This is a genomic window from Brevundimonas terrae, from assembly GCF_011761985.1.
GTDB classification, from domain to species: Bacteria; Pseudomonadota; Alphaproteobacteria; order Caulobacterales; family Caulobacteraceae; genus Brevundimonas; species Brevundimonas terrae.
Window position 1 is genome coordinate 97,840 of the sequence record NZ_JAASQT010000004.1, and the last position, 22,256, is coordinate 120,095.

Sequence of the window (22,256 nt, forward strand, 5' to 3'; positions counted from 1 at the left end):
CGCTCATGCTCCGCACAGGTTAGTTTTTCTATGATCGCCCATTTGTTCAAGGGCGTGATCACCGCCTTGATCACACCTCTTCGTGACGGAAACGTGGACGAAGTGGCGTTTAAAAAACTGTTGGAACGCCAAATTGCCGCAGGCGTGCACGGGGTTGTCCCCATGGGCACGACCGGCGAGAGCGCTACACTGCATCTCGACCAGCATAAACGCGTGGTCGAAATGTGCGTCGAACAGGCGGCTGGTCGCATCAAAGTGATCGCGGGGGCAGGGGCCTCTGCGACCGACAAGGCTATCGAACTGACCCGTTTTGCCAAGACGGTCGGTGCCGACGGCGTGTTGTCCGTGACGCCCTATTACAACCGTCCGTCGCAAGCCGGTCTTCAGGCCCACTTTGAAGCCGTGGCCGATGCTGTCCAGATTCCGATCCTGCTTTATAACGTACCGGGCCGGACAGGCGTGGATCTCGCCAATGAAACCGTGGCGGCACTGGCCAAGCATCCGAACATTGTCGGCATCAAGGACGCGACCGGCGACCTGCCGCGCGTCAGCTGGATGCACGCCCATATCGACGAAGGTTTTGACCTGATTTCGGGCGATGACCCCAGCTATCTCGGTTACGCCGCTCAAGGCGGTGTAGGCGTGATTTCGGTCACGTCCAATGTCGCTCCAGAAGCTATGGTCGCTCTGCACAACGCGGTTCAGAGTGGCGATCTGGTCACGGCCCGCGAATGGCAGGCCCGTCTGATCGACCTCCACAAGGCTCTGTTCCTCGATAATTCGCCGTCGCCCACTAAATATGCGTTGTCGCGTCTGGGCTATTGCGGCGAGGACGTCCTCTTGCCGCTGGTGACTACGCGTGACGAGGCTCGACCGCATATTGATGCCGCTATGTCGGCAGCAGGGATTATTTAATGGCTGACCAAGGGCCAAAACAGAAGACCATCGCCGAGAACCGTCGTGCGCGTTACGACTATTTTCTCGAGGATCACATCGAGGCCGGTATCCAGTTGCTGGGTACCGAGATCAAGGCCTTGCGCGATGGTCGGGCCAATATTGCCGAAAGCTATGTCTCGCCAGAAGGGCGTGATCTGGTTCTGATCAATGCCGATATCCCGCCCTATAAGATGGCCAACCGGTTCAACCACGAACCGCGCCGCCATCGCAGGCTGCTGCTGCACAGACGCCAGATCGACAAAATGATTTCGGCGGTTCAGCGCGATGGCCGGACGATTGTACCTGTGCGCCTGTATCTGAACGAAAAAGGTATGGCCAAGGTTGAAATCGCCTTGGCCAAGGGCAAAAAGAACCATGACAAACGTGAAGCCACCGCCGAGCGCGATTGGCAACGCGACAAGGCTCGGCTTTTGCGCGACAAGGGCTGAGTGAATTGATCCTGTCTGCCCTAGCGAGAGATCGCGGCGCAGGATAGGATTTGGTCTGAATGACCGGTTGCGGAGTGCATGGTGAAAATAGCCAATCGCTGGTTCGTCATGGCTGGAATGGCCATGATGGGTGCTGTTGCTGCCGCAGGTGTCGTTGTGGCCGTGTATGCGGCCTATGTGCTGCATGACCTGCCTGATACGTCGGAGCTGGCGAATTATCGCCCGGCTACGGCGACGCGCGTCTATGCGGGCGACGGAACTCTGATCGGCGAGTTCTCGGAACAGCGCCGCATCTATGTGACCTATAATCAGGTTCCCGAGCAGGTGGTTCAGGCCTTTTTGGCCGCCGAGGACAGCAACTTCTTCCATCATGGCGGGATCGACGTTTCCGGTGTCGGCCGCGCCATGTTCCGCAACGTGTTCAACGTGGTGTCGGGCAACCGTCTGGAAGGTGGCTCGACCATCACCCAGCAGGTCGCCAAGAACGTCTTGCTGGCCGATGAAAGCAAGCTGGATCGCAAGCTGAAAGAAGCCGTTCTGGCCTCGCGCCTCGAGACGGTTCTGACCAAGGAGCAGTTGCTCGAACTGTATGTGAACGAAATCTATCTGGGTTATCGTTCTTATGGTGTCGCGGCCGCGGCCTATAATTATTTTGGCAAATCGCTGGACCAGTTGACGCTTGAAGAAGCGGCCTATCTGGCGGCCCTGCCCAAGGCTCCGTCCAACTATCACCCGCGCCGCAAGACCGAGGCCGCTATTGGCCGCCGGAACTGGGTTCTGGGCCAGATGAAGGATGCGGGCTTTATCACCGCCGAAGAGCGTGACGCCGCAAAGGCACGCCCGCTGAATGCGCGCGCTGCACCTCGCCGTGCCGAATATGCCGATGCCGACTTCTTCGTCGAGGAAGCTCGCCGTCGTGCCATCGCCATGTTCGGGACCGAAGAGGTCAACCGCGGGGGCTATTACCTGCGTACCACGCTGGATCCGGAGCTTCAGTCGGCGGCCCGCGCGGCTCTGATGCACGGGCTGGAAAACTATGACCGCCGCCATGGCTGGCGCGGGGCATGGGGTGAAACTGACTTTGCAGACGGCTGGCAAGCCGAGGCCTTGCGTCGCCAGACTCCGCCGGAACGCCGCAGTTGGGAATCTGCTGCTGTTGAAAGCGTCAGCGGCAATACGGTTCGTATCCGTACCGCCAAGGATGATCGCACGGGGACCCTGATCGGCAGCGACGTGACGTGGTCGAACAACAGCCGCAAGCCGTTGAAGCGCGGTGATCTGATCTTTGTAGAGGCGCAAGGTGGTCAATATGGCCTGCGTCAGGTTCCGGCCGTGAACGGTGCGCTGGTCGCCATCGAACCGCAGTCGGGCCGTGTTCTGGCTATGGTCGGCGGCTATTCGTACGGTCTGTCCAGCTTCAACCGTGCCACGCAGGCCCGCCGTCAATCGGGTTCGGCCTATAAGCCGTTCGTATATGCGGCGGCACTCGAAGGTGATTTCACGCCGGTTTCGATTGTGCTGGATGCACCTATCAGCTTCCCCGGCGGTGCCGGCGGCAAGCCGTGGTCGCCATCCAACTATAGCCGTCGCTTCTATGGTCCGCAGACCCTGCGTCGGGGACTTGAGCTGTCGCGTAACGTCATGACGGTGCGCTTGGCCCAGGCTGTAGGCATGCGCAATATCGTGGACCTGTCCAAAAAGATGGGCGTCGTCGATGACATGGACGCCAATCTGGCGATGTCGCTGGGGGCAGGGGAAACCACGCCTTATCAGATCACGGCAGCCTATGCGGCCTTTGCCAATGGTGGTCGCCGCATTGATCCGTATCTGATCGAAGTGGTTCAGGATCGTTATGGCAAGACCATCCAGCGTGCCGACCGCCGCACCTGCCGCGATTGCACGCGCTCCTTCTCGGGGCAGGAGTCTCCGCGTCTGGAAGATCGTGGACGTCAGGTGATCGACCCGATCACGGCGTACCAGATCACCTCCATGCTGGAAGGTGTGGTCCAGCGCGGCACGGCGGCGCGTGTGCGTAATTTGGGGCCGCATATTGCGGGCAAGACCGGCACGACCAATGAATACCGTTCGGCGTGGTTCGTCGGCTATTCTGCGGATGTTGTCGTGGGCGTGTTTGTGGGCTTCGACGACAACCGTTCGCTGGGCGGTGGCGAAGCAGGGGCTTCGACGGCGGTGCCGATCTTTGGCGAGTTCATGCAGACGGCATTGCAATCGCGCCCGGCCCGCCCGTTTGTGCGCCCCAAGAATGCAATCTTCAAAACTGTGAACGGTATCGAAGAGGCTTTCCGTCCGGGGACCGAGCGCGAGGTTCGTGCCGATCCGGTGCGTGTCGAGCCGACCGGACCGCAGAATTATTACGATGTGCTGCGTCGTGAACAGGAAGCCAAGGCTGCGGCTTCGGCACCTGCTGCGCAGCAGCCGGGCAACACAACGGCCACTCCGCCGCGCAAGGAAGTGCCTGAAGACTTGAGCGGATTGTACTGAGGCATTAGTTAGCACCTCAAATGCGGCGCACCCGGTTCACGGGTGCGCCGTTATCTTTCGATCCCGTCGCATTGGCTGCGGGAATATCGCTATCGCATAGGAGTTTGCGATGAGACTGGATGTCGAGGCCATGAAGGCCGACATCGAGCAGAGCGTCGCTCTGCTCAGGAGGCGACTTTGACTGGGATGTCGCTCTAAGAAAGCTCGACGAGCTGAATGCCCGTGTCGAAGATCCGACACTGTGGGACAATCCCGAACAGGCTCAGGCCGTCAGCCGCGAGCGTTCGCGTCTTGAGGCCCAGGTCAACACCGTCAAAGAGATGGAACGTGATCTCGAAGACGGTCTGATGCTGGCAGAAATGGCTGACGAGGAAGGCGATGAAGCTGCCCTCGAGGAAGCCCGCTCGAATTTGAAAGCCATCAAGGAACGTGCCGCGCGCGCCGAACTGGAAGCCCTGCTTTCGGGTGAGGCCGATGGCAACGACGCCTATCTGGAAGTGAACTCGGGTGCCGGTGGCACCGAGTCGAATGACTGGGCGGGTATCCTGCTGCGTATGTACACGCGCTGGGCAAAGGCTCACGGCTACGAGGTTGACCTCGAGGCCGAAGAGTCTGGCGAACAGGCTGGCATCAAGTCCGCCACCATTCTGGTGAAGGGCCCCAATGCCTATGGCTGGTTGAAGTCGGAATCAGGCGTTCACCGTCTGGTGCGCATCAGCCCGTATGACGCCGCAGCCAAGCGCCACACTTCGTTTGCTTCGATCGGAGTTTCACCCGTTGTCGACGACACCATCGAGATTGATATCAATCCGGCCGATGTTCGTACCGACACCTACCGTGCCTCGGGCGCGGGTGGTCAGCACATCAACAAAACCGACTCGGCTGTGCGTTTGACGCACATTCCGACCAATACGGTTGTGGCCTGTCAGGCTGGCCGCTCGCAGCACCAGAACCGCGATCAGGCGTGGAAGATGCTGCGTGCGCGTCTGTACGAACTGGAACTGCAAAAACGTGAAGCTGCCGCTCAGGCTTTGGCTGATGCCAAGACCGATATTGGTTGGGGTCACCAGATCAGATCCTATGTTCTACAGCCGTACCAGATGGTCAAAGACCTGCGTACCAATGTCGAAACATCGGACACGCAAGGTGTTCTGGACGGCGATCTGGATGCCTTTATGGGGGCCGCCTTGGCTGCCCGTGTGGGTGAGACGCGCGAAGGCTGATTGGGCCTGAAGCTGAAACGACAAAGGGGATGGTGTGAGCCATCCCCTTTTCTATGACTGTAAACGAGCGGCTTTAGTCCGCTTCTACGAGTTCGTCTCCGCGTTTGGCCTGGGTCGAGCGACCCGAGAACCATGCACCGCGTTCAATCGTGATCTGTTCTTGCGTGATATCGCCCTCGACACGCGAGGTCGGATGCAGACGCACCTGTTTGGCCACGATGGCACCGGCAATACGTCCACGCACGTCGAGCTGGTCGGCATGAACCGTCCCTTCGACTGTTCCTTTTTCGTTGATGAGGACTTGCGAGACGCGGATGTCGCCTTTGACAACGCCCTCGATGACCAGTTGGCCAACACCGGAGATGTCGCCTTCGAAGGTCATACCGTTGGCAAGTACCGATGCGGCCTCGCGCGTAGGGTTGGCGGGCGTGGAGCCACCACCATGACCACCACCAGCGCCCGATCCGCCATGACCACCGCCACCGGAGCCGCCACCGCTGCCATAACCGCCCGAACTGAGGCGGCCACCTGACCAGCTATCGTCCGCCGAGGCATGGGTTTGGGTCTGGGTTGAAATCAGGTCGACGTCAGAAGCATGCTCTTCGGGGTGAAGGGCGCTGTCCTGAGGCGTGGCAGCCATGCGTTCTTCAGCGGCATGGCTGTAGGCAGCGCGGGGAGCAGGCGAGGGCTCAGGATGGATTTCACTGTCCAGCTCCAGCTCGGCATCATCCAGATCGTGCAATCCGTCATGGGCGTTTGCACTGCCCATAGAACGTGTCGGCGGCGGAACGTAGGGCTTGCCCTTGTTGAACATACAGTCCTCCCGGTCCGTCGCGGGGGAGCGACGGTTGATTACGACTCACTAAACAGTGTTACCCCTAAGGTATAACAACTGTAAAACGTCGTTCGATCAAATTGAGAAATCTGCGTTTTTACCTGATGTTGCTTACAGCGCCTGGGCGGCTTTCAGAACATCGTCCGCATGACCCTTAACCTTCACATTATGCCAAATGCGGGCGATTTGGCCGCTGGCATCAATGAGGAAGGTGGCGCGCTCAATGCCCATATATTCGCGGCCATAGAGCTTTTTGAGTATCCAGACGCCCCAAGCTTCGGTGACCACGCCATCTTCGTCGGAGCCGAGGATGATCTTCAGATCGTGCTTGGCTTTGAAGCGGTCCAGCTTGGCAACCTTGTCACGCGATATACCGATCACAACGGTATTGGCTGCGGCGAACTGATCGAGCAGTGCCGAAAAATCGAGGCCCTCGGTCGTGCAGCCGGGCGTGTCGGCCTTGGGGTAGAAATAGACGACGACCTTTTGCCCTTTGTGGGCGGACAGGTCGAAGCGTCCGTCGCCATCCGTGGCGATGTTCAGCGCGGGGGCCGGTGTGTTCTCTGCGATTTGGCTCATGTCGTAAAAATCCACTTCCGGCGCACCCGCGCCATTTCAGTCTTTAGACCGGCTTGACCAGCACGATCTTCTTCTTGCCGGCACCCAGCTTGATGACACCGTCTGCATTGACGTCGGCATCGGTGATCAGCTGCGCGCCGTCATTGATGGCCACGTCGTTCAAACGCAGACCTCCACCTTGTGCCAGACGGCGGGCTTCACCGTTCGAGCCACTGAGACCAGCCTTGGTGGTGACGGCGGCGATCATGGCCCCGATCACTTCGTCGCGCGGCAGTTCGACCGTCGGAAGGTCAGCGGAAAGCTGGCCTTTTTCAAAGGCTGCTTCCGAAGCGGCGCGGGCCGTTTTGGCGGCTTCCTCGCCGTGCATCAGGGTGGTGGCCGCATCTGCGAGGGCCTTTTTGGCCTCGTTGATCTGCGCGCCTTCCATCGCCTCGAATACGGCGATCTCTTCCATCGTCAGATCGGTGTACAGGCGCATGAAACGACCGACATCGGCATCTTCGGCATTGCGCCAGAACTGCCAGTAATCGTAGGGGCTGAGCTGTTCGGCGTTCAGCCAGATGGCGCCGCCCATGGTCTTGCCCATCTTGCCACCCGAGGCCGTCGTCAGCAGCGGTGTGGTCAGACCAAAGGCCGACTTCTGGTCCACGCGGCGCACCAGATCGACACCCGAGGTGATGTTGCCCCACTGGTCGGAACCGCCCATTTGCAGGTTCACACCCATGGCGCGGTTCAGTTCCAGGAAGTCGACCGACTGCATCAGCATGTAGTTGAATTCGAGGAAGGTCATCGGCTGCTCGCGCTCGAGGCGCAGCTTGACCGAGTCGAAGCTCAACATGCGGTTGATGGTGAAGTGGGTGCCGAAATCGCGCAGGAACTGGATGTAGCCGAACTTGGACAGCCAGTCGTCGTTATTGACCATGACCGCATCGGTCGGGCCGTCGCCAAATTTCAGGAATTTGGCGAACACCTTCTGGATGCCGTCAATATTGGCCTGAATGGTTTCGTCGGTCAGTTGCGGGCGCGAGGCATCCTTGCCGGTCGGATCACCCACGCGGGTCGTGCCGCCGCCCATAAGGACGATGGGCTTGTGGCCAGCCTGTTGCAGGCGGCGCAGCATCATAATCTGGATCAGCGAGCCGACGTGCAGCGACGGAGCCGTGGCATCAAAGCCGATATACCCCGTTACAATGCCCGAACCAGCAGCTTCATCCAGCTCTACAGGGTGGGTGATCTGGTGAATATAGCCGCGTTCCTGCAGTGTTTTGAGGAAGTCGGATTTAAAAGCAATCTCGGTCATAGCGGGTCCGTAGCATTGGAAACGGCGGCCGTCTTTCGAGAAATTGAGCCACCAAATATTGGGCGGCAGTGATCGCGGCCGCTCGTTTAATCGAGGCCGTAATAATAGGTGGCGAAAAGAGCGTCACAGGCGATCATGGGTGCTAGCTACAGCGGGCGGGACGTGGCAGTCAAGCGAGATGACCGATCAATCTCCCCCTACGTCTCTTCGTGTCCTTGGCTTTATGACCGGAACGTCTCTTGATGCCGTCGATATGGCGGTGATCGAGACGGATGGTCACGACATTCTGGCTTTCGGCCCGTCCGGCGAGATGAAGCTGGATGCCGAGACGCGCACCCTGATCGAGTACGCGATCGAAGACGCCTTTGATTGGGAACGTGACGAGGAAGAACCCGAGAGCTTTGATGATGCGCGCATGGCGGTGGCCGATGCCCACCTGGCGGCGTCTCTGGGCTTCATGGCCATGAACGGGGTGAAGAACCTCGATCTGGTTGGGGTTCACGGCCAGACCGTTTTGCACGAAGCGCCGACGCCGGAACTGGCGGGCCGTACGGTGCAACTGATTGATGCGGTCGCCGTGGCCGACGGGCTGGGACTTCCGGTCGTTTATGATTTCCGTACGGCGGATGTGGCTGCGGGCGGGCAGGGTGCGCCCTTGGCCCCCGTCTATCATGCCGCACTGGTACGCTGGTCGGGCCTGAAGGGGCCGGTGGCGGTGCTGAATCTGGGCGGGGTCGGCAATATCACGCTGATCCGTTCGGATGGCGAGCTACAAGCCTTTGATACCGGCCCTGCGAACGGCATGGTGGACCTGCTGGTTCAATCGCGCACCCGTAAGCGGATGGATGAAGGTGGCCAGTTGGCGCGTGCGGGCACTGTCGATAAGGCTGCGCTCGAAGATTATCTGTCCCATCCGTATTTCGCAGCATCAGGGCCAAAATCGCTGGATCGTTTTGACTTCTCGCTGGATGCGGTCGAGCACCTGACGCTTGAAGATGCCGCCGCGACGCTGACGGCCTTTGCTGCCGAAGCGGTGGCACTGGGCGTGGCCCGCTGTGGCGAGGTGCCGAACCAGATCGTGGTCTGTGGCGGTGGGCGGCACAATCCGGCACTGATGGAGGCCATCAAGGCGCGCCTGAAAATGCCGGTTGCGACCGCCGAAGATCACGGCTGGCGCGGTGACAGCATCGAGGCCGAGGCCTTTGCCTATCTGGCGGCTCGTAGCCATCTGGGCCTGCCGATCAGCTTCCCCGGCACGACGGGTGTGGCGCAGCCTATGACGGGTGGTCGCACGGCCCATCCCGGAGATGAACCGGGTTACGAACCCGATGACGTTTAAATGCCAAAGATCTTTCCAGAGATAATGATGTGACCCTGTCGAGTACGCGTTTTTGGGGTGTCCTGAGCGGGTTGGCCGCGGGAGCGATGTGGGGGCTGGTGTTTCTGGCACCAAAATTCGTGCCCGAGGCCTCGCCATTCCTGTTGTCGGCGGGGCGCTATATTTCCTACGGGCTGATTGCAGCCCTGCTGATCGCACCGCGCTGGAAGCGTCTGGTTGGCTTGCTTGATCGCAAGACATGGTGGGCGCTGATCTGGCTCAGCCTGACCGGCAATGTGATCTATTATCTGTTTCTGGTGGTGTCGGTTCACTATGCCGGTGTGGCGGCGTCGGCCCTGATTGTCGGGGCTGTGCCGGTTGTCGTGGCCTTGTGGGGCCTGAAGGACAAAAACTCGCCGCCGATCCGTCGCGTTGGCCCGCCTATTTTACTGGCGGCTCTGGCTGTGGTGCTAATCGGTTGGGGAAGCTTCAGTCAGGGCAGGGTCGCAGCCGATCAAAGCGGTTTAACGGTTGCCATCGGTTTGGTGGCGGGCTTGATCGCACTGGTGCTGTGGACCTCCTATGCCGTGGGTAACAGCCGCTGGATGACCAAGATGACCGCGGTCAGTTCGCATGACTGGTCGCTGTTAATCGGTGTCGTGACGGGGGCTCTGTCGCTGTTCCTCGTTCCGGTGGCCATTTTTACCATGGGCGATATGGACGGCGCGTTCTGGCCACGCTTCCTGATGGTATCTGTGGGGATCGCGGTTCTGGCATCGGTCGTTGGCAATGCGTTCTGGAACCGTGCCAGTCGCTTGCTGCCACTGACCATGCTGGGCCAGATGATCGTGTTCGAGACGCTTTTCGCCTTCCTCTATGGCTTCATCTGGGAACAGCGTGGCCCGACGGTCATCGAGATCGTAGCTATAGTCATGCTGGTTATAAGTGTGGTCTGGTGCGTTCGTGCGCACAGGCCAGTGGCGGAAATCGCGGCCGAAGCGGAGCACTGATCCAGAGGGGGCCAAATGGTCTGGTTTCTAGTCGTCTCATTGCTTTGTCTTGGTGGCTGCTCAATGGCTCCAGAGCCAGATAGGGCCATTGCCCCACTGGTTCAGCGGATCGAACAGGAACAGGCCAAGCTGGACAGCTTGCCGCCGAATGCCGATCTGAAAACGCGCTTTGCCAGCGTCTATGTGCTGGACCAATATCCGCGTCAGTTCATGGGCGAAGTCTTGCGCAGCGAGCTATCTGCCGAGGATATGGCCAAGGCCCGTGGCGAGGCGAGCGCTATAATGGCTGAGCAGGACGCTAAGAATCTTCAGATCGTTCTGGAGCATTTGCCGCCAGAGGGGTGGTATTTACATAGCCGCTATGGGGTGGAAGTCGCAACCACGGCATTTTTGGTGGTCCAACATTCCAACCTCGAGACATGGCGTCGGTTCGTACCGGTGCTGGAGCCGCTGGTCGCTGCTGGTGAGGTCGATGGTCAGTCATATGGGCTGATGTATGATCGGCTCGCCTTGGCCGAGAAGCGACCACAGCGATACGGTTCTCAGCTTGCCTGTCAGAACGGTGAATGGGTGGTGCTGAATCTGGAAGCACCCGAGGCTGTTGATGATCGTAGACGCGAAATGGGGTTCACTGAAAGCCACGCTGATTACGTCGCGGGCTTCAAATCCATGCCTTGCTAACGAAAAAGGCGCGCTTCTCAAAAGAAGCGCGCCTTTTAATGTCCGGTGTTGTTGCCCTTCAAGCTGTGAGCCCCGAGGGGCGAGCATAGGGGCATGATAGCTTAGCCATCGCACAAACCATCAAGCCGGCTTTTCTTCCAGACGCTTGTCCAGATAGGCACCGACGCGGCGTTCAACAGCGCCCATATGGTCCTGCCAGAAGTGCGAAGCGCCTTCTTCCAGTTCATAGTCGATGATGATGCCCTTTTGGGTGCGCAGCTTGTTGACCACGCGCTCGACCTCAACGGGCGGAACAACCGTATCGTTTGTGCCGTGCAGGAACAGACCCGATGCAGGGCAGGGTGCGAGGAAGCTGAAATCGTACATGTTCGACGGCGGCGACACCGAGATGAAGCCGTCGGTTTCTGGACGGCGCATCAGCAACTGCATGCCGATATAGGCACCGAACTGGTAACCGGCGACCCAGGTCTGGGTTGCGGCAGGGTTGTTGGCTTGCAGCCAGTCCAGAGCGGTTGCCGCGTCGGCGAGTTCGCCAATGCCGCTGTCGAACTCGCCTTGTGACTTGCCGACACCGCGCGAGTTGTAGCGCAAGGTAGCAAAGCCACGCTCTACGAACAGCTTGTGAAGCGTAACAGCCACAGGATTGTTCATGTGCCCCGCAGCCTTCGGGTGCGGGTGCAGGATCAGCGCGATCGGCGCATTAGGGCGTTTGCCCGGCGAATAACGGCCTTCAATACGGCCAGCTGCACCTGGAAGGATGACTTCGGGCATGGATCGCGAATCCCCTGTCGTTCAATATGTATTTCATCGCAGCCGAATACTTGACTAGCGGGGTAGGACTTTCTAAGTCCCCACCACGCAACGCATTCGCCTGCAAGGGCGCGGGTTCTACCACAACAACCCCGAAAAGCGTGCTTTATTTGAGGGTATTGATGCGCCTTTCTACAAAGGGACGTTATGCCGTGATGGCAATGGCCGATTTAGCGCGTAATGGCGCTGATCGGGCTGTGTCGCTTGCCGAGATCGCCACGCGTCAGGAAATCTCGCTTTCCTATCTGGAACAACTGTTTGCGCGTCTGCGTAAAGCCGAGCTGGTCAAGAGTGTGCGGGGGCCGGGCGGTGGCTATCGTCTGGCGCGTTCGTCTGCTGAAACCTGGGTGGCCGAGATTGTTCTGGCCGTCGACGAACCGATCCGCGCGACGCGCTGTGCCGAACATGGCAAACCCAATGGCTGCATGTTGCGCGGTGAACGCTGCATCACGCACAATCTTTGGGAAGACCTCGGCGCTGAAATCCACCGCTATCTGTCCAGCGTGTCGCTGGATGATGTGGTTTCCAATAATTTGCGTAACCGCCGTTCCGATGTGGCGGCACAAGTGGCGGCTGAATAAATGGCGATCTATCTGGACTATAATGCCACGGCTCTCGTGCGCCCCGAAGTGCGCGATGCGGTGATGGAAGCCATGATGCCGGGCGGCAATCCGTCTGCGGTTCATGCGCTGGGCCGCAAGGCACGGGCGCGGGTGGAAAATGCGCGCGCGGCTGTGGCCGAACTGGTTGGTGCCGATCCGACGTCGATCATCTTCTCCTCGGGCGGTACGGAATCCAACGCGCAAGCCATTGCCAGTGCGGTCGCCGCCGGTTGTGATCGCGTTATTGTCAGCGCGACCGAGCATCCGTGCATTTCCGAAACCGCCATTCACTGCGGCGTGCCTGTCGAGGTCATGCCGGTTCTGGGCGACGGTCAAGCTGATCTGGCATGGCTGGAAGCGGCTTTGGCCAAGGGCGGCCGTGCTTTTGTGTCTCTTCACCATGCCAATAACGAAAGCGGCGTGATCCAGTCTATAGCCGAGACTGCGGCCATGGTGCGTGCCGCTGGCGGGTGGATGCATGTCGATGCGATCCAGACACTGGGCAAAATTGCCGTCGATATCCGCGCTCTGGGTGCGGATACCTTGACCCTTTCGGCGCACAAGATCGGTGGCCCGCAAGGCGTGGGTGCATTGGTTGTCGCCGAGAACCGCGCGGCCATCCGTATTGTGCATGGTGCCGGTCAGGAACGCGGTCTTCGTGCGGGCACCGAGAACGTGCCGGGCATTGCCGGTTTTGGTGCGGCCGCTCTGGTAGTCGCGCAGGAAATGGCATCTGGCGTCGACCATAGTGCATGGCGCGATGCCGCCGAGGCGCGTGTAAAAGCGGCCGGAGCCACGATTGTTGGCGAGGGTGCGCCGCGTCTGCCGAACACCCTGTTTATGGCCGTTCCTGCATGGGACAGCCCGCAGCAGTTGATCACACTGGATCTTGCCGGTGTGATGATCTCCGCTGGCTCGGCCTGTTCATCGGGTAAGGTGAAGCCGTCAAAGACTATGGTCGCCATGGGAATGGACGATCTGGCAACTGGCGGCGTGAGAGTTTCAGGGGGCTGGAACACGCAGGAAAGCGACTGGGTTCGCTTTGCCGATGCGTGGACCGCTGCCTATGAAAAACATGTGTCGCGTCTTCGTAAAGACGTGAAGAAAGTCGCGTAAGATATGGTTGCTGTTAAAGAAACTGTCGATACAGTCGCGGAACTGGAGCGTTACAAATACGGCTTCACGTCTGATGTCGAACAGGAATTTGCCCCCAAGGGTCTGAACACCGACATCGTCCGTTTCATCTCCGAGAAAAAGGGTGAACCGGAATGGATGCTGGAATGGCGTCTGGCGGCCTATGAACGTTGGCTGGCCATGGAAGAGCCGACCTGGGCGGCGGTGAAGTACGATCCAGTCGATTATCAGGACCTGTATTACTATGCTGCCCCCAAGACCAAGGAAGGCCCCAAGTCGCTTGACGAGGTCGATCCGGAGCTTCTGGAAATTTACGCCAAGCTGGGCATTCCGCTGAAAGAACAGGAAGTTCTGGCCGGTGTTCAGGGCGCACCCAAGGTGGCCGTGGACGCTGTGTTCGACAGTGTTTCGGTCGTGACCACCTTCAAGGAAGAATTGGCCAAGGTCGGCGTGATATTCATGCCTATTTCCGAAGCCTTGCGCGAATATCCTGATCTGGTACGCAAATACCTGGGCACGGTTGTTCCGGTCTCGGATAACTATTTTGCAGCCCTAAACAGCGCTGTATTTTCGGATGGTTCGTTCGTCTATATCCCGCCGGGCGTTCGCTGCCCGATGGAGCTGTCGACCTATTTCCGCATCAATGCGAGCCAGACCGGCCAGTTCGAGCGGACGCTGATTATCGCCGACAAGGGTTCCTACGTATCGTATCTGGAAGGCTGCACGGCCCCCATGCGTGACGAAAACCAGCTTCACGCCGCTGTCGTCGAGATCGTGGCGCTGGACGATGCCGAGGTGAAATACTCGACGGTCCAGAACTGGTATCCGGGCGATGCCGAGGGCAAGGGCGGCATCTATAATTTCGTGACCAAGCGTGCGGATTGCCGTGGCGACCGTTCCAAGGTGTCGTGGACGCAGGTGGAAACTGGCTCGGCCGTCACATGGAAATATCCGTCCTGCATCCTCAAGGGCGAGGAAAGCTCGGGCGAGTTCTATTCGATTGCCATCACCAATGGACATCAGCAGGCCGACACCGGCACCAAGATGATCCATCTGGGCAAGAACTCGAAGTCGCGCATCATCGCCAAGGCCGTTTCGGCGGGTAAATCGGACTCGACCTATCGCGGTCTGGTTTCGGTGCATCCCAAGGCGACGGGCGTTCGCAACTTCACCCAGTGCGACAGCTTGCTGATCGGCAAGGAGTGCGGCTCGCATACCATTCCGTACATCGAAGCCAAGAACGGCTCTGCCCAGATGGAGCACGAGGCGACGACGACCCGTCTGTCGGAAGACCAGCTCTTCTACGCCCAGCAGCGCGGCCTGTCGGAAGAAGAAGCCGTGGCCCTTCTGGTCAACGGTTTCGTTCGCGATGTGTTGCAAGAACTGCCGATGGAATTCGCCGTTGAGGCGCAAAAACTCGTAGCCATTAGCCTCGAAGGCTCGGTCGGCTAAAAAGAAGAATTACAATGCTTAAGATTGATAACCTTCACGCTTCTGTTGAAGATAACGCCATCCTCAAAGGCCTGTCGCTGCAAGTTCCTGCGGGCGAGGTTCATGCCATTATGGGACCGAACGGCGCGGGCAAGTCCACGCTCGGCAACACGATTGCAGGGCGCCCCGACTATGAGGTCCTTCAAGGCTCGGTGACATGGAACGGTCTGGACCTGGTGGAGCTTGATCCTGCGGCGCGTGCAGCAGCGGGCGTATTCCTGTCGTTCCAGTATCCGGTCGAGATCCCCGGCGTTCCGGGCCTGACCTTTGTGCGCACGGCCATGAACGCCCAACGTCGCCAGCGCGGCGAGGACGAGATTTCGGCACCGGCATTCCTCAAACAGGTCAAGGAAGCGGCGAAGAACCTGAAAATGGACTTCGACATGCTGAAGCGTCCTCTCAATGTCGGTTTCTCCGGCGGCGAGAAGAAGCGCATGGAAATCCTGCAGATGGCCATGCTTGAGCCGTCGCTGCTGATCCTCGATGAAACGGATTCCGGTCTGGACATCGATGCCCTGCGTATCGTGTCCGAAGGCGTCAACGCCCTGCGTCGCGCCGACCGTTCCATGCTGGTCATCACCCACTATCAGCGCCTGCTGGACTATATCAAACCGGACAAGGTCCACGTTCTGGTCGCTGGCCGTATTGTGGCCTCGGGTGGTCCGGAACTGGCTCATGAGCTTGAGGCGGAAGGGTATGACAAATACCTGCCGAACGCCGCGTGAACGCCATTGCCCGTTTTGACCTGAACAATGCCGCGACCTATCCGTCGCGTCGTGTCGAGGCATGGAAATACAGTGATTTGGCGCGTATTCTTCGTGAAACGCCAAAGCTTTCTGCTACGACCGATATAAAGGGTTCAGGCCCGTTTGCAGCCTTGGGCGGAGAAGTTCTGTCACTGGCCAATGGTCACGGCAGCATCGATTATTCGGCTGCGGATCAGGTCACGGTTCAAGTCCGTCTGGTATCCGATGCCGAGTCCACGGGCCACACAGCCCGTGTGTCGATCAAAACCCAAGCCGGTGCCAAACTGCTGCTGTTGGAAAGCCACGAGGGCAGGGGCGATTACGTCGCCCACAACCGCATTGATATTGATGTTGCTGCGGGTGCCGAAGTGACCCGCATCGTATTGATTGACGAGCCCGAACTGGCTGTGTCCGTCACCGAGGCCGAGGTGAACTTGGCTGCCGGTGCGAAATACCGCCAGACTGTGCTGACGACGGGCGCAAGGCTGCAACGCTTTGAAACCCGCCTGGCGCATCATGCCCATGGCGCAGATGCTCGGATGGATGGCCTGTATCTGCTGAAGGGCGCTCGACATACCGACCTGACCTCGGTTGTCGATCATCTGGAAGCGCATGGCACAACCGGCCAGTTGACCAAGGGCGTGGCCCGCGAAACTTCGCGCGGTGTGTTCCAAGGCAAGATCGTCGTACAGCGTGGCGCAGACGGCACCGATGCCCGTATGGCGCACAACGCGCTCATCGACGGCGAACGCGCGGAAATCGACGCTAAGCCCGAACTGATTATCTATGCCGACGAAGTTCAGTGCGCCCACGGCAATACGGTCGGTACGCTGGACGAGGCGGCCCTGTTCTACATGCAGGCTCGCGGTATTACGGCCGAAGAAGCCCGCGCCCTGTTGACCGAGGCCTTCTTGAATGAAGTGGTTGACCGTATCGAACAGGACGATGTGCGGGAGGTTGTTACGCAATGGCTGACGGCACGTCTGTAAAACCGGCATTTGATGTGGTGGCGGTTCGGGAGCAGTTCCCGATCCTGAAGCGCCAGATCAATGGTCGTCCGCTGGTTTACCTGGATAATGCGGCCTCGGCACAAAAACCGCGTGCCGTCATCGATCGTCTCGTTTCGGTGATGGAGAACGGCTATTCCAACGTCCATCGCGGCCTGCATACCCTGTCAAACGAGGCCACCGAGGCCTTTGAGCAAGCTCGCGAAATCGTTGCCCGTTTCCTGAATGCGGAAAGCGCCGAACAGATCGTGTGGACCAAGGGCGGTACCGAGGCGATCAATCTGGTCGCCAACGGGATCGGTCTGGATATCCGCGAAGGTGACGAGATCATCGTCACCGAGATGGAGCACCACTCCAACATCGTACCGTGGCATATGCTGCGCGAACGCAAGGGCGCTGTCCTCCGCTGGGCACCGATCCTGGATGACGGCTCGCTGGATATGGAGGCCTTTAAAGGCCTACTGAACGCACGCACCAAGATGGTGTCGGTCACGCACATGTCGAATGTGCTGGGCACGATTAATCCGGTTGCTGAGATTACCCGTCTGGCCCACGCCGCCGGTGCGCGTGTGCTGGTTGATGGGTGTCAGGGCGCGGTGCACTCCATACCCGACGTTCAGGCTATCGGTTGTGACTACTACGTTATTACCGGCCACAAACTGTTCGGGCCCACCGGAATAGGTGCCCTTTATGGCACCATGGAAGCTCTTGAAGCCCTGCCGCCCTATCAGGGTGGTGGCGAGATGATCGAAACGGTCGAAAAGGAACGCATCACCTATGCGCGTCCGCCGCACCGCTTCGAGGCCGGAACACCACCTATCCTAGAGGCAATCGGTCTGGGCACAGCACTGGAATGGCTGTCGGGGTTTGATCCGGCGGCGATCCATGCCCATGAACAGGCGCTTTATGACCGCGCCGCCCAGCGTCTGGGCGAACTGGATTGGGTACGTATTCTGGGGACCGCCGAAGGTAAGGGCTCTGTTCTGGCTTTTACCGTTGATGGTGCCCACGCCCACGACGTGGCGCAGATTATGGACCGTTACGGTGTCGCCGTGCGGGCTGGATTGCACTGTGCCGAGCCATTGGCCAAACGTCTGGGTGTAACTTCAAGCACGCGGGCTTCGTTCGCCCTATATAATACTTTGGAGGAGGCAGATGCCTTCGCCGACGCGCTGATTAAAGCGCGCAACTTCTTTGTGTGACGATCATGGACGCCAAGACTGACAACGCGATCACCGAAAGTGCCGATTTCGCCGCGACGTGGGACGAGCCGCAAAAAAGCGCCCTGTCGCAAGCGGAACTCGACAAGCTGACCGATGATCTGATCACGGCGCTTAAAACCGTCTATGATCCTGAAATTCCGGTCGATATCTACGAGCTGGGACTGATCTACCGCGTCGATGTGAATGACGACAAGGATGTGGTCGTGGACATGACGCTGACGGCTCCCGGCTGTCCGGTTGCGGGCGAAATGCCGGGCTGGGTCGAAGCGGCTGTGATGACGGTCGAGGGGGTACGTTCCGCGCGCGCCAACCTGACCTTTGATCCGCCGTGGGATGCTTCCAAAATGAGCGACGAGGCCAAACTGGCCCTCAACATGTTCTAGGCTCGGGATTTAAACCATGAGTGAAATCCAGACCTCTGTCCGTCCGCGTAGACCGCGCCCCAAGGCCGTAAGCCTGACGGATGCAGCGGCCGCTCGCGTACGCGAACTGATGGCCAATGCGGATCGCCCGATTGTAGGCCTGCGCGTGGGAGTCAAAAACGGCGGCTGTGCCGGTCAGGAATACACCTTTGCCTATGCGGACAGCATCGAGCCGATGGACGAGGTGGTTGAAGACAAGGGCGCGACGGTTCTGATTGAACCCAAGGCGATCTTGTTCCTGATCGGTTCGGAAATCGATTTCGTGACAACGCGCTTGTCGTCCAAATTTGTGTTCCGTAACCCCAACGAGACTGACGCCTGCGGTTGCGGCGAGAGTGTCACCATTATTCCGGCAGAATCCGACAACGCATGATCCGTCTAGAAGGCGTCACCCGCCGTTACAGCAGCCGTGCGGGTGACCGCGTGGCGCTGGATAATGTTGATCTTGAAATCGGTCGCGGCGAGATTTTCGGCGTCGTCGGTCGCTCGGGGGCAGGCAAGTCCACGCTGATCCGCACGATCAACCGTCTGGAAACGCCGGACGGGGGCAGGGTGATCGTCGATGGCGAGGATATCACGGCTCTTGATGCCAAGGGCCTGTTAAAGGCCCGACGCCGCATCGGCATGATTTTTCAGCATTTCAACCTGCTGAACTCCAAAACTATTGAAGCCAATGTGGCGTTTCCGCTGATGCTGGAAGGTCGCCCCAAGGCCGAGATCACGGCGCGTGTAGCCGAGCTTTTGGCGCAGTTGGGCCTCGCCGAACACGCCAAAAAATATCCAAGGCAGTTATCGGGCGGTCAAAAGCAGCGTGTCGGTATTGCCCGCGCTCTGGCCTGTGGCCCGCAGGTCTTGCTGTGTGACGAAGCGACCAGTGCACTGGATCCCGAAACGACCGAAGACATTCTCAATCTGCTGGACCAGTTGAACCGCGAACTGGGTTTGACCATCGTCATGATCACCCACCAGATGGAGGTGGTGCGCCGCGTCTGTGACCGTGTGGCAGTCCTAAAGGACGGCAAGGTGGTCGAGACAGGCCGGACGGCAGATGTTTTCCTGAATCCGGCCCATCCCGTTACGCAGGCCATGCTGGCCGAGGACGATGACGGTTTTGATGCCGCAATGGCCCCAGTGGGGGGACAGATGGCGCGACTGACCTTCCGTGGCGCTTCGACCTATGAGCCAGAGCTGAGCCGCATCGCGCGTGAAACGGGTGTCGACTATTCGATCCTCTCCGGTCGTATCAGCCGTATTCGTGGTGAACCTTGTGGCCAGCTTCTGGTCGTTTTCACCGGCGGTGATGCCACTGTCGCTATGGCGCGCCTGACCGAGAATGGTGTTGCCGTCGAAGCCATCCAGAAGGAGGCGCGCTGATGTTTGACAATGTGAACTGGCTGGAGGTAGGCAAGGCTGGCATCGACACATTGCTGATGCTGGCAGGCTCGCTGACACTGACGGTGGCGATCGGTATTCCGTTGGGCGTGCTGTTGTTCCTGTCGGGCAAGGGCAAGCTGGCGGCCAATCCTGTGGTCAACGCTGTGTTGTCGTTTGTTGTGAACGTACTGCGGTCTTTGCCCTTTATCATTCTGCTGATCGTCATGCTGCCGCTGACCATGTTGCTGGTGGGCACTTCGCTCGGGGTGCTGGGCGCTATTCCGCCTCTGGTCGTCGGAACGGCACCGTTCTATGCGCGACTGGTCGAGAATGCGCTGCGTGAAGTGGATCACGGCGTGGTCGAGGCGACGCAGGCTATGGGGGGATCAACATTTCAGATCGTTATGCGTGCCCTTTTACCCGAGGCTTTGCCGGGTATCATTGCCGGTGCGACGGTGTCTGCGATTGCTTTGGTGGGTTATACGGCCATGGCAGGGGTTGTCGGTGCGGGCGGATTAGGCGACCTTGCCGTTCGTTTTGGGTATCAGCGCTTCCAGACCGACGTAATGTTTGTCACGGTAGTTCTGCTGCTGGTACTTGTTCAAATTCTACAGATGCTTGGCGACTGGCTTGTGGCTAGGGTTTCGCATCGCTGACTTAATTCGAGGATTTTTATGTTCGCTCGCCGCACCTTTTTGCTGAATGCTGCTGCATTGGCTGCTGTCGGTTTCCTCGCAGCCTGTGGTGGTAATAAAGAAGAGGCTGCGCCTGATACCTCCAAGCCCTTGCGGGTTGGCGCGACGGCCGTGCCGCATGCCGAGATCTTGGAAATCGTTCGACCGCTATTGGCTGCCGAGGGAATTACCCTCGATATCAAGGTCTTCAACGACTATGTTCAGCCCAATGTACAGTTGGCTGAAAAGCGTCTGGATGCCAATTATTTCCAGACCGAGCCGTATCTGAAAGAGTTCAACACCGCACGCGGTGCCGATCTGGTCACTGTGGCCGGCATTCATATCGAGCCGCTGGGTCTTTATTCCAAGAAGCACGCCAAGCTCGCCGATCTGCCGAATGGTGCCGAAATCGTTCTGCCGAACGATGCATCCAACACCGGCCGTTCGCTGCTATTGCTGCAATCTGCGGGCCTGATCACCCTGAAAAAGGGCGAAAACCCGCTGCAGACCGTGGCTGATATTCAGGACAACCGTAAGGGTCTGACGTTCCGCGAGGTCGAGGCGGCCACGATACCGCGCATCCTGCCGCAGGTTGATGGTGCCGTCATCAATACCAACTACGCGTTGGATGCAGGCCTCAGCCCGCGTTCGGATGCACTGTCGCTCGAGGGCGCAGACAGCCCCTATGTGAACTATCTGGTGGCGCGTCCTGACAACAAGGACGATCCGCGTCTGGTTGCGCTGGCCAATGCTCTGCGTAGCGAAGCGGCACGCGCCTTCATCGCCCAGAAGTATCAGGGCGCGGTCATTCCGGCCCAGTAAACGCCGAAACCGTCGTGACCACAGTGCCTAGACTGTGGTCACGATCTTCGGTTTTGGTGCGTCTTCTGCGCTTGTTGTGCGGTTACGACCTGCGCGTTTGGAGACGTAAAGTGCGGCATCCGCACGCTCCATAAGCTCGAACGGGGTTTCTTTCGGCTGACGCGTCGCATAGCCGGTCGAAATGGTCACCACACCCAGATCATCATTGGTCGAACGACGACGCAGGGCGCGCGAGGCAATATCGACGCGCAAGGTGTTCAGGATATCCTCGACCTGAGCAACGTTTTCCTCGGTAAACGCAATGACGAACTCCTCGCCGCCATAACGGGCGCTGATACGCGTTGACGTTGTGATGCGAGCAATCGCGCTGGCCACATAACGCAGAACCTGATCGCCGGTCTGGTGGCCCCAGGTGTCGTTGAAACGTTTGAAGTGGTCGATATCGACCACAGCCAGACTGATGGTTGCGCCAGTTAGGTCAACCGAGGCGCACAGAGCCTCCAGCTTTTCGTCAAACGCCTTGCGGTTGGCAAGGTTGGTAAGTGCGTCCGTCATGGCATCGCGGCGTACCTGTTCAAGGTGCGTGCGCAACTTGTTGACCTCGGTATGCGAGGATTCCAGACGTTTTTCGAGGACAACCGTATGGCGCTGGATGCGACGCGTGGCCTTGGACAAGGTCCCCACCAGTTCCACGAGTGGGTTGGGTGGCACGCTTTGGTTCAGTTGAACCTTGGCGTCCGACAGAGTGTCGGCATACTGGACCTGAATCTCACGAGCCTTGTCTATCGCAATCGCGACGGCGGCGAGTTCGCGGTTTAGAACTGCACCCGCATCGCGAATTTCTTCGGACAGACGGCTGCGCGGCAGGAACTCCGTCGCCAGCGACTCGGAAACAGCATCCGTGAAGGCTGTATGCATATCCAGCAGGCGGCGCATTTCTTGCGACAGCGGACTATCAGGCGTCGAAATGTAATGCAGCCACAACTCGAAATTGAGGGGAGTCGGCCAAACCTTGGCAGACTCCATGGCCTCAATCGCCTGACGGGCTATGGCATAGGCTTGCGGCCCGCGAACAGCGGTATCTACATGCTCACTCATCGGTTCCCCCCGACTACTTC

General features: G+C 59.0%; 23 protein-coding genes. 18 read left to right on the top strand and 5 right to left on the bottom strand.

All coding sequences use genetic code 11. The features are described 5' to 3' along the window. Positions 1-30: 30 nt before the first annotated feature. From dapA to prfB, 4 genes are all read left to right on the top strand, one after another. A complete protein-coding gene (gene dapA / locus FHS64_RS10730) occupies positions 31-915 on the top strand; it encodes a 4-hydroxy-tetrahydrodipicolinate synthase (RefSeq protein ID WP_167178209.1) in 885 nt (294 codons plus the stop codon). Continuing rightward, positions 915-1,385, top strand: a complete 471-nt coding sequence (gene smpB, locus FHS64_RS10735) for an SsrA-binding protein SmpB (RefSeq protein WP_167178210.1) — start codon at positions 915-917, stop codon at positions 1,383-1,385. Before dapA ends, smpB begins: the two co-directional genes overlap by 1 nt. Positions 1,386-1,463: 78 nt before the next feature. Continuing rightward, a complete protein-coding gene (locus FHS64_RS10740) occupies positions 1,464-3,887 on the top strand; it encodes a penicillin-binding protein 1A (RefSeq protein ID WP_167178211.1) in 2,424 nt (807 codons plus the stop codon). A 109-nt stretch (positions 3,888-3,996) separates the two neighbouring features. Further along, positions 3,997-5,110, top strand: a protein-coding gene (gene prfB / locus FHS64_RS10745) for a peptide chain release factor 2 (protein WP_167178212.1) whose coding sequence is annotated in 2 segments (ribosomal slippage) — positions 3,997-4,065 and positions 4,067-5,110 — 1,113 coding nt in all. Because the reading frame shifts where the segments join, the coding sequence is not laid out codon by codon here. Between the two features lie 73 nt (positions 5,111-5,183). Here prfB and FHS64_RS14190 read toward each other — a convergent pair. The 3 genes from FHS64_RS14190 to tyrS all read right to left on the bottom strand — a co-directional run bounded on the left by FHS64_RS14190 (position 5,184) and on the right by tyrS (position 7,824). Further along, positions 5,184-5,924 (bottom strand): bactofilin family protein, encoded by a 741-nt coding sequence (locus FHS64_RS14190; RefSeq protein WP_243862940.1) that lies wholly within the window; start codon positions 5,922-5,924, stop codon positions 5,184-5,186. Between the two features lie 132 nt (positions 5,925-6,056). Further along, positions 6,057-6,524, bottom strand: coding sequence for a peroxiredoxin (locus FHS64_RS10755; protein ID WP_167178213.1), 468 nt, complete (start codon positions 6,522-6,524; stop codon positions 6,057-6,059). A gap of 43 nt (positions 6,525-6,567) precedes the next feature. Then, a complete protein-coding gene (gene tyrS, locus FHS64_RS10760) occupies positions 6,568-7,824 on the bottom strand; it encodes a tyrosine--tRNA ligase (RefSeq protein ID WP_167178214.1) in 1,257 nt (418 codons plus the stop codon). Between the two features lie 178 nt (positions 7,825-8,002). On the opposite strand from tyrS, the gene FHS64_RS10765 reads away from it, so the two are divergent. From FHS64_RS10765 to FHS64_RS10775, 3 genes are all read left to right on the top strand, one after another. Then, positions 8,003-9,163 (top strand): anhydro-N-acetylmuramic acid kinase, encoded by a 1,161-nt coding sequence (locus FHS64_RS10765; protein WP_167178215.1) that lies wholly within the window; start codon positions 8,003-8,005, stop codon positions 9,161-9,163. Between the two features lie 29 nt (positions 9,164-9,192). Continuing rightward, positions 9,193-10,152: a DMT family transporter gene (locus tag FHS64_RS10770; protein ID WP_341771146.1), complete on the top strand. Its 960-nt coding sequence runs from the start codon at positions 9,193-9,195 to the stop codon at positions 10,150-10,152. Positions 10,153-10,215: 63 nt separating this feature from the next. Then, positions 10,216-10,833, top strand: a complete 618-nt coding sequence (locus FHS64_RS10775; protein WP_167178216.1) for a DUF6624 domain-containing protein — start codon at positions 10,216-10,218, stop codon at positions 10,831-10,833. Positions 10,834-10,953: 120 nt separating this feature from the next. Here the strand turns inward: FHS64_RS10775 and FHS64_RS10780 are convergent, their stop codons facing one another. Continuing rightward, positions 10,954-11,604 carry an alpha/beta hydrolase gene (locus FHS64_RS10780; protein ID WP_167178217.1) on the bottom strand — a complete coding sequence of 217 codons (651 nt, stop codon included), beginning with the start codon at positions 11,602-11,604 and terminating at the stop codon, positions 10,954-10,956. A gap of 161 nt (positions 11,605-11,765) precedes the next feature. On the opposite strand from FHS64_RS10780, the gene FHS64_RS10785 reads away from it, so the two are divergent. Genes FHS64_RS10785 through FHS64_RS10835 form a run of 11 tightly spaced genes read left to right on the top strand, consistent with a single transcriptional unit; the run spans position 11,766 to position 21,138 of the window. Continuing rightward, entirely contained in the window at positions 11,766-12,224 is a 459-nt protein-coding gene (locus FHS64_RS10785; protein ID WP_167178218.1) for an Rrf2 family transcriptional regulator, read from the top strand. After that, positions 12,225-13,361, top strand: coding sequence for a cysteine desulfurase family protein (locus FHS64_RS10790; protein ID WP_167178219.1), 1,137 nt, complete (start codon positions 12,225-12,227; stop codon positions 13,359-13,361). Positions 13,362-13,364: 3 nt separating this feature from the next. Continuing rightward, entirely contained in the window at positions 13,365-14,831 is a 1,467-nt protein-coding gene (gene sufB, locus FHS64_RS10795; RefSeq protein WP_167178220.1) for a Fe-S cluster assembly protein SufB, read from the top strand. A gap of 14 nt (positions 14,832-14,845) precedes the next feature. Beyond that, complete coding sequence (gene sufC / locus FHS64_RS10800; RefSeq protein ID WP_167178221.1) at positions 14,846-15,595, top strand: Fe-S cluster assembly ATPase SufC; 750 nt, start codon at positions 14,846-14,848, stop codon at positions 15,593-15,595. Beyond that, the gene (gene sufD, locus FHS64_RS10805; RefSeq protein ID WP_167178222.1) at positions 15,592-16,605 is read left to right on the top strand and encodes a Fe-S cluster assembly protein SufD; all 1,014 of its coding nucleotides are present in this window, start codon (positions 15,592-15,594) and stop codon (positions 16,603-16,605) included. The genes sufC and sufD overlap by 4 nt, the downstream gene beginning before the upstream one ends. Next, entirely contained in the window at positions 16,584-17,825 is a 1,242-nt protein-coding gene (locus FHS64_RS10810; protein ID WP_167178223.1) for an aminotransferase class V-fold PLP-dependent enzyme, read from the top strand. The genes sufD and FHS64_RS10810 overlap by 22 nt, the downstream gene beginning before the upstream one ends. 5 nt (positions 17,826-17,830) lie before the next feature. Continuing rightward, positions 17,831-18,229, top strand: coding sequence for an SUF system Fe-S cluster assembly protein (locus FHS64_RS10815; RefSeq protein ID WP_167178224.1), 399 nt, complete (start codon positions 17,831-17,833; stop codon positions 18,227-18,229). 16 nt (positions 18,230-18,245) lie between these two features. Continuing rightward, on the top strand, positions 18,246-18,641 hold the full coding sequence (locus tag FHS64_RS10820; protein ID WP_167178225.1) for a HesB/IscA family protein: 396 nt from the start codon (positions 18,246-18,248) through the stop codon (positions 18,639-18,641). Further along, positions 18,638-19,642 (top strand): methionine ABC transporter ATP-binding protein, encoded by a 1,005-nt coding sequence (locus tag FHS64_RS10825; protein ID WP_167178226.1) that lies wholly within the window; start codon positions 18,638-18,640, stop codon positions 19,640-19,642. Before FHS64_RS10820 ends, FHS64_RS10825 begins: the two co-directional genes overlap by 4 nt. Next, positions 19,642-20,298 carry a methionine ABC transporter permease gene (locus tag FHS64_RS10830; RefSeq protein ID WP_167178227.1) on the top strand — a complete coding sequence of 219 codons (657 nt, stop codon included), beginning with the start codon at positions 19,642-19,644 and terminating at the stop codon, positions 20,296-20,298. The genes FHS64_RS10825 and FHS64_RS10830 overlap by 1 nt, the downstream gene beginning before the upstream one ends. Positions 20,299-20,316: 18 nt before the next feature. Next, positions 20,317-21,138: a MetQ/NlpA family ABC transporter substrate-binding protein gene (locus tag FHS64_RS10835; RefSeq protein WP_167178228.1), complete on the top strand. Its 822-nt coding sequence runs from the start codon at positions 20,317-20,319 to the stop codon at positions 21,136-21,138. A 27-nt stretch (positions 21,139-21,165) separates the two neighbouring features. Here FHS64_RS10835 and FHS64_RS10840 read toward each other — a convergent pair whose 3' ends face one another. Further along, a complete protein-coding gene (locus FHS64_RS10840; protein WP_167178229.1) occupies positions 21,166-22,236 on the bottom strand; it encodes a GGDEF domain-containing protein in 1,071 nt (356 codons plus the stop codon). Positions 22,237-22,256 lie beyond the last annotated feature (20 nt).

Excerpts from the sequence above, each read along its gene's own strand:
- FHS64_RS10785 (WP_167178218.1), top strand. The coding sequence starts at position 11,766 with ATGCGCCTTTCTACAAAGGGACGTTATGCCGTGATGGCAATGGCCGAT.
- sufB (WP_167178220.1), top strand. The coding sequence starts at position 13,365 with ATGGTTGCTGTTAAAGAAACTGTCGATACAGTCGCGGAACTGGAGCGT.
- sufC (WP_167178221.1), top strand. The coding sequence starts at position 14,846 with ATGCTTAAGATTGATAACCTTCACGCTTCTGTTGAAGATAACGCCATC.
- FHS64_RS10825 (WP_167178226.1), top strand. The coding sequence starts at position 18,638 with ATGATCCGTCTAGAAGGCGTCACCCGCCGTTACAGCAGCCGTGCGGGT.
- FHS64_RS10790 (WP_167178219.1), top strand. The coding sequence starts at position 12,225 with ATGGCGATCTATCTGGACTATAATGCCACGGCTCTCGTGCGCCCCGAA.
- FHS64_RS10740 (WP_167178211.1), top strand. The coding sequence starts at position 1,464 with ATGGTGAAAATAGCCAATCGCTGGTTCGTCATGGCTGGAATGGCCATG.
- FHS64_RS10820 (WP_167178225.1), top strand. The coding sequence starts at position 18,246 with ATGAGTGAAATCCAGACCTCTGTCCGTCCGCGTAGACCGCGCCCCAAG.
- FHS64_RS10780 (WP_167178217.1), bottom strand. The coding sequence starts at position 11,604 with ATGCCCGAAGTCATCCTTCCAGGTGCAGCTGGCCGTATTGAAGGCCGT.
- FHS64_RS10810 (WP_167178223.1), top strand. The coding sequence starts at position 16,584 with ATGGCTGACGGCACGTCTGTAAAACCGGCATTTGATGTGGTGGCGGTT.
- FHS64_RS10815 (WP_167178224.1), top strand. The coding sequence starts at position 17,831 with ATGGACGCCAAGACTGACAACGCGATCACCGAAAGTGCCGATTTCGCC.
- FHS64_RS10775 (WP_167178216.1), top strand. The coding sequence starts at position 10,216 with ATGGCTCCAGAGCCAGATAGGGCCATTGCCCCACTGGTTCAGCGGATC.
- smpB (WP_167178210.1), top strand. The coding sequence starts at position 915 with ATGGCTGACCAAGGGCCAAAACAGAAGACCATCGCCGAGAACCGTCGT.
- FHS64_RS10755 (WP_167178213.1), bottom strand. The coding sequence starts at position 6,524 with ATGAGCCAAATCGCAGAGAACACACCGGCCCCCGCGCTGAACATCGCC.
- FHS64_RS10830 (WP_167178227.1), top strand. The coding sequence starts at position 19,642 with ATGTTTGACAATGTGAACTGGCTGGAGGTAGGCAAGGCTGGCATCGAC.
- tyrS (WP_167178214.1), bottom strand. The coding sequence starts at position 7,824 with ATGACCGAGATTGCTTTTAAATCCGACTTCCTCAAAACACTGCAGGAA.
- FHS64_RS10840 (WP_167178229.1), bottom strand. The coding sequence starts at position 22,236 with ATGAGTGAGCATGTAGATACCGCTGTTCGCGGGCCGCAAGCCTATGCC.
- dapA (WP_167178209.1), top strand. The coding sequence starts at position 31 with ATGATCGCCCATTTGTTCAAGGGCGTGATCACCGCCTTGATCACACCT.
- FHS64_RS10835 (WP_167178228.1), top strand. The coding sequence starts at position 20,317 with ATGTTCGCTCGCCGCACCTTTTTGCTGAATGCTGCTGCATTGGCTGCT.
- FHS64_RS10765 (WP_167178215.1), top strand. The coding sequence starts at position 8,003 with ATGACCGATCAATCTCCCCCTACGTCTCTTCGTGTCCTTGGCTTTATG.
- FHS64_RS14190 (WP_243862940.1), bottom strand. The coding sequence starts at position 5,924 with ATGTTCAACAAGGGCAAGCCCTACGTTCCGCCGCCGACACGTTCTATG.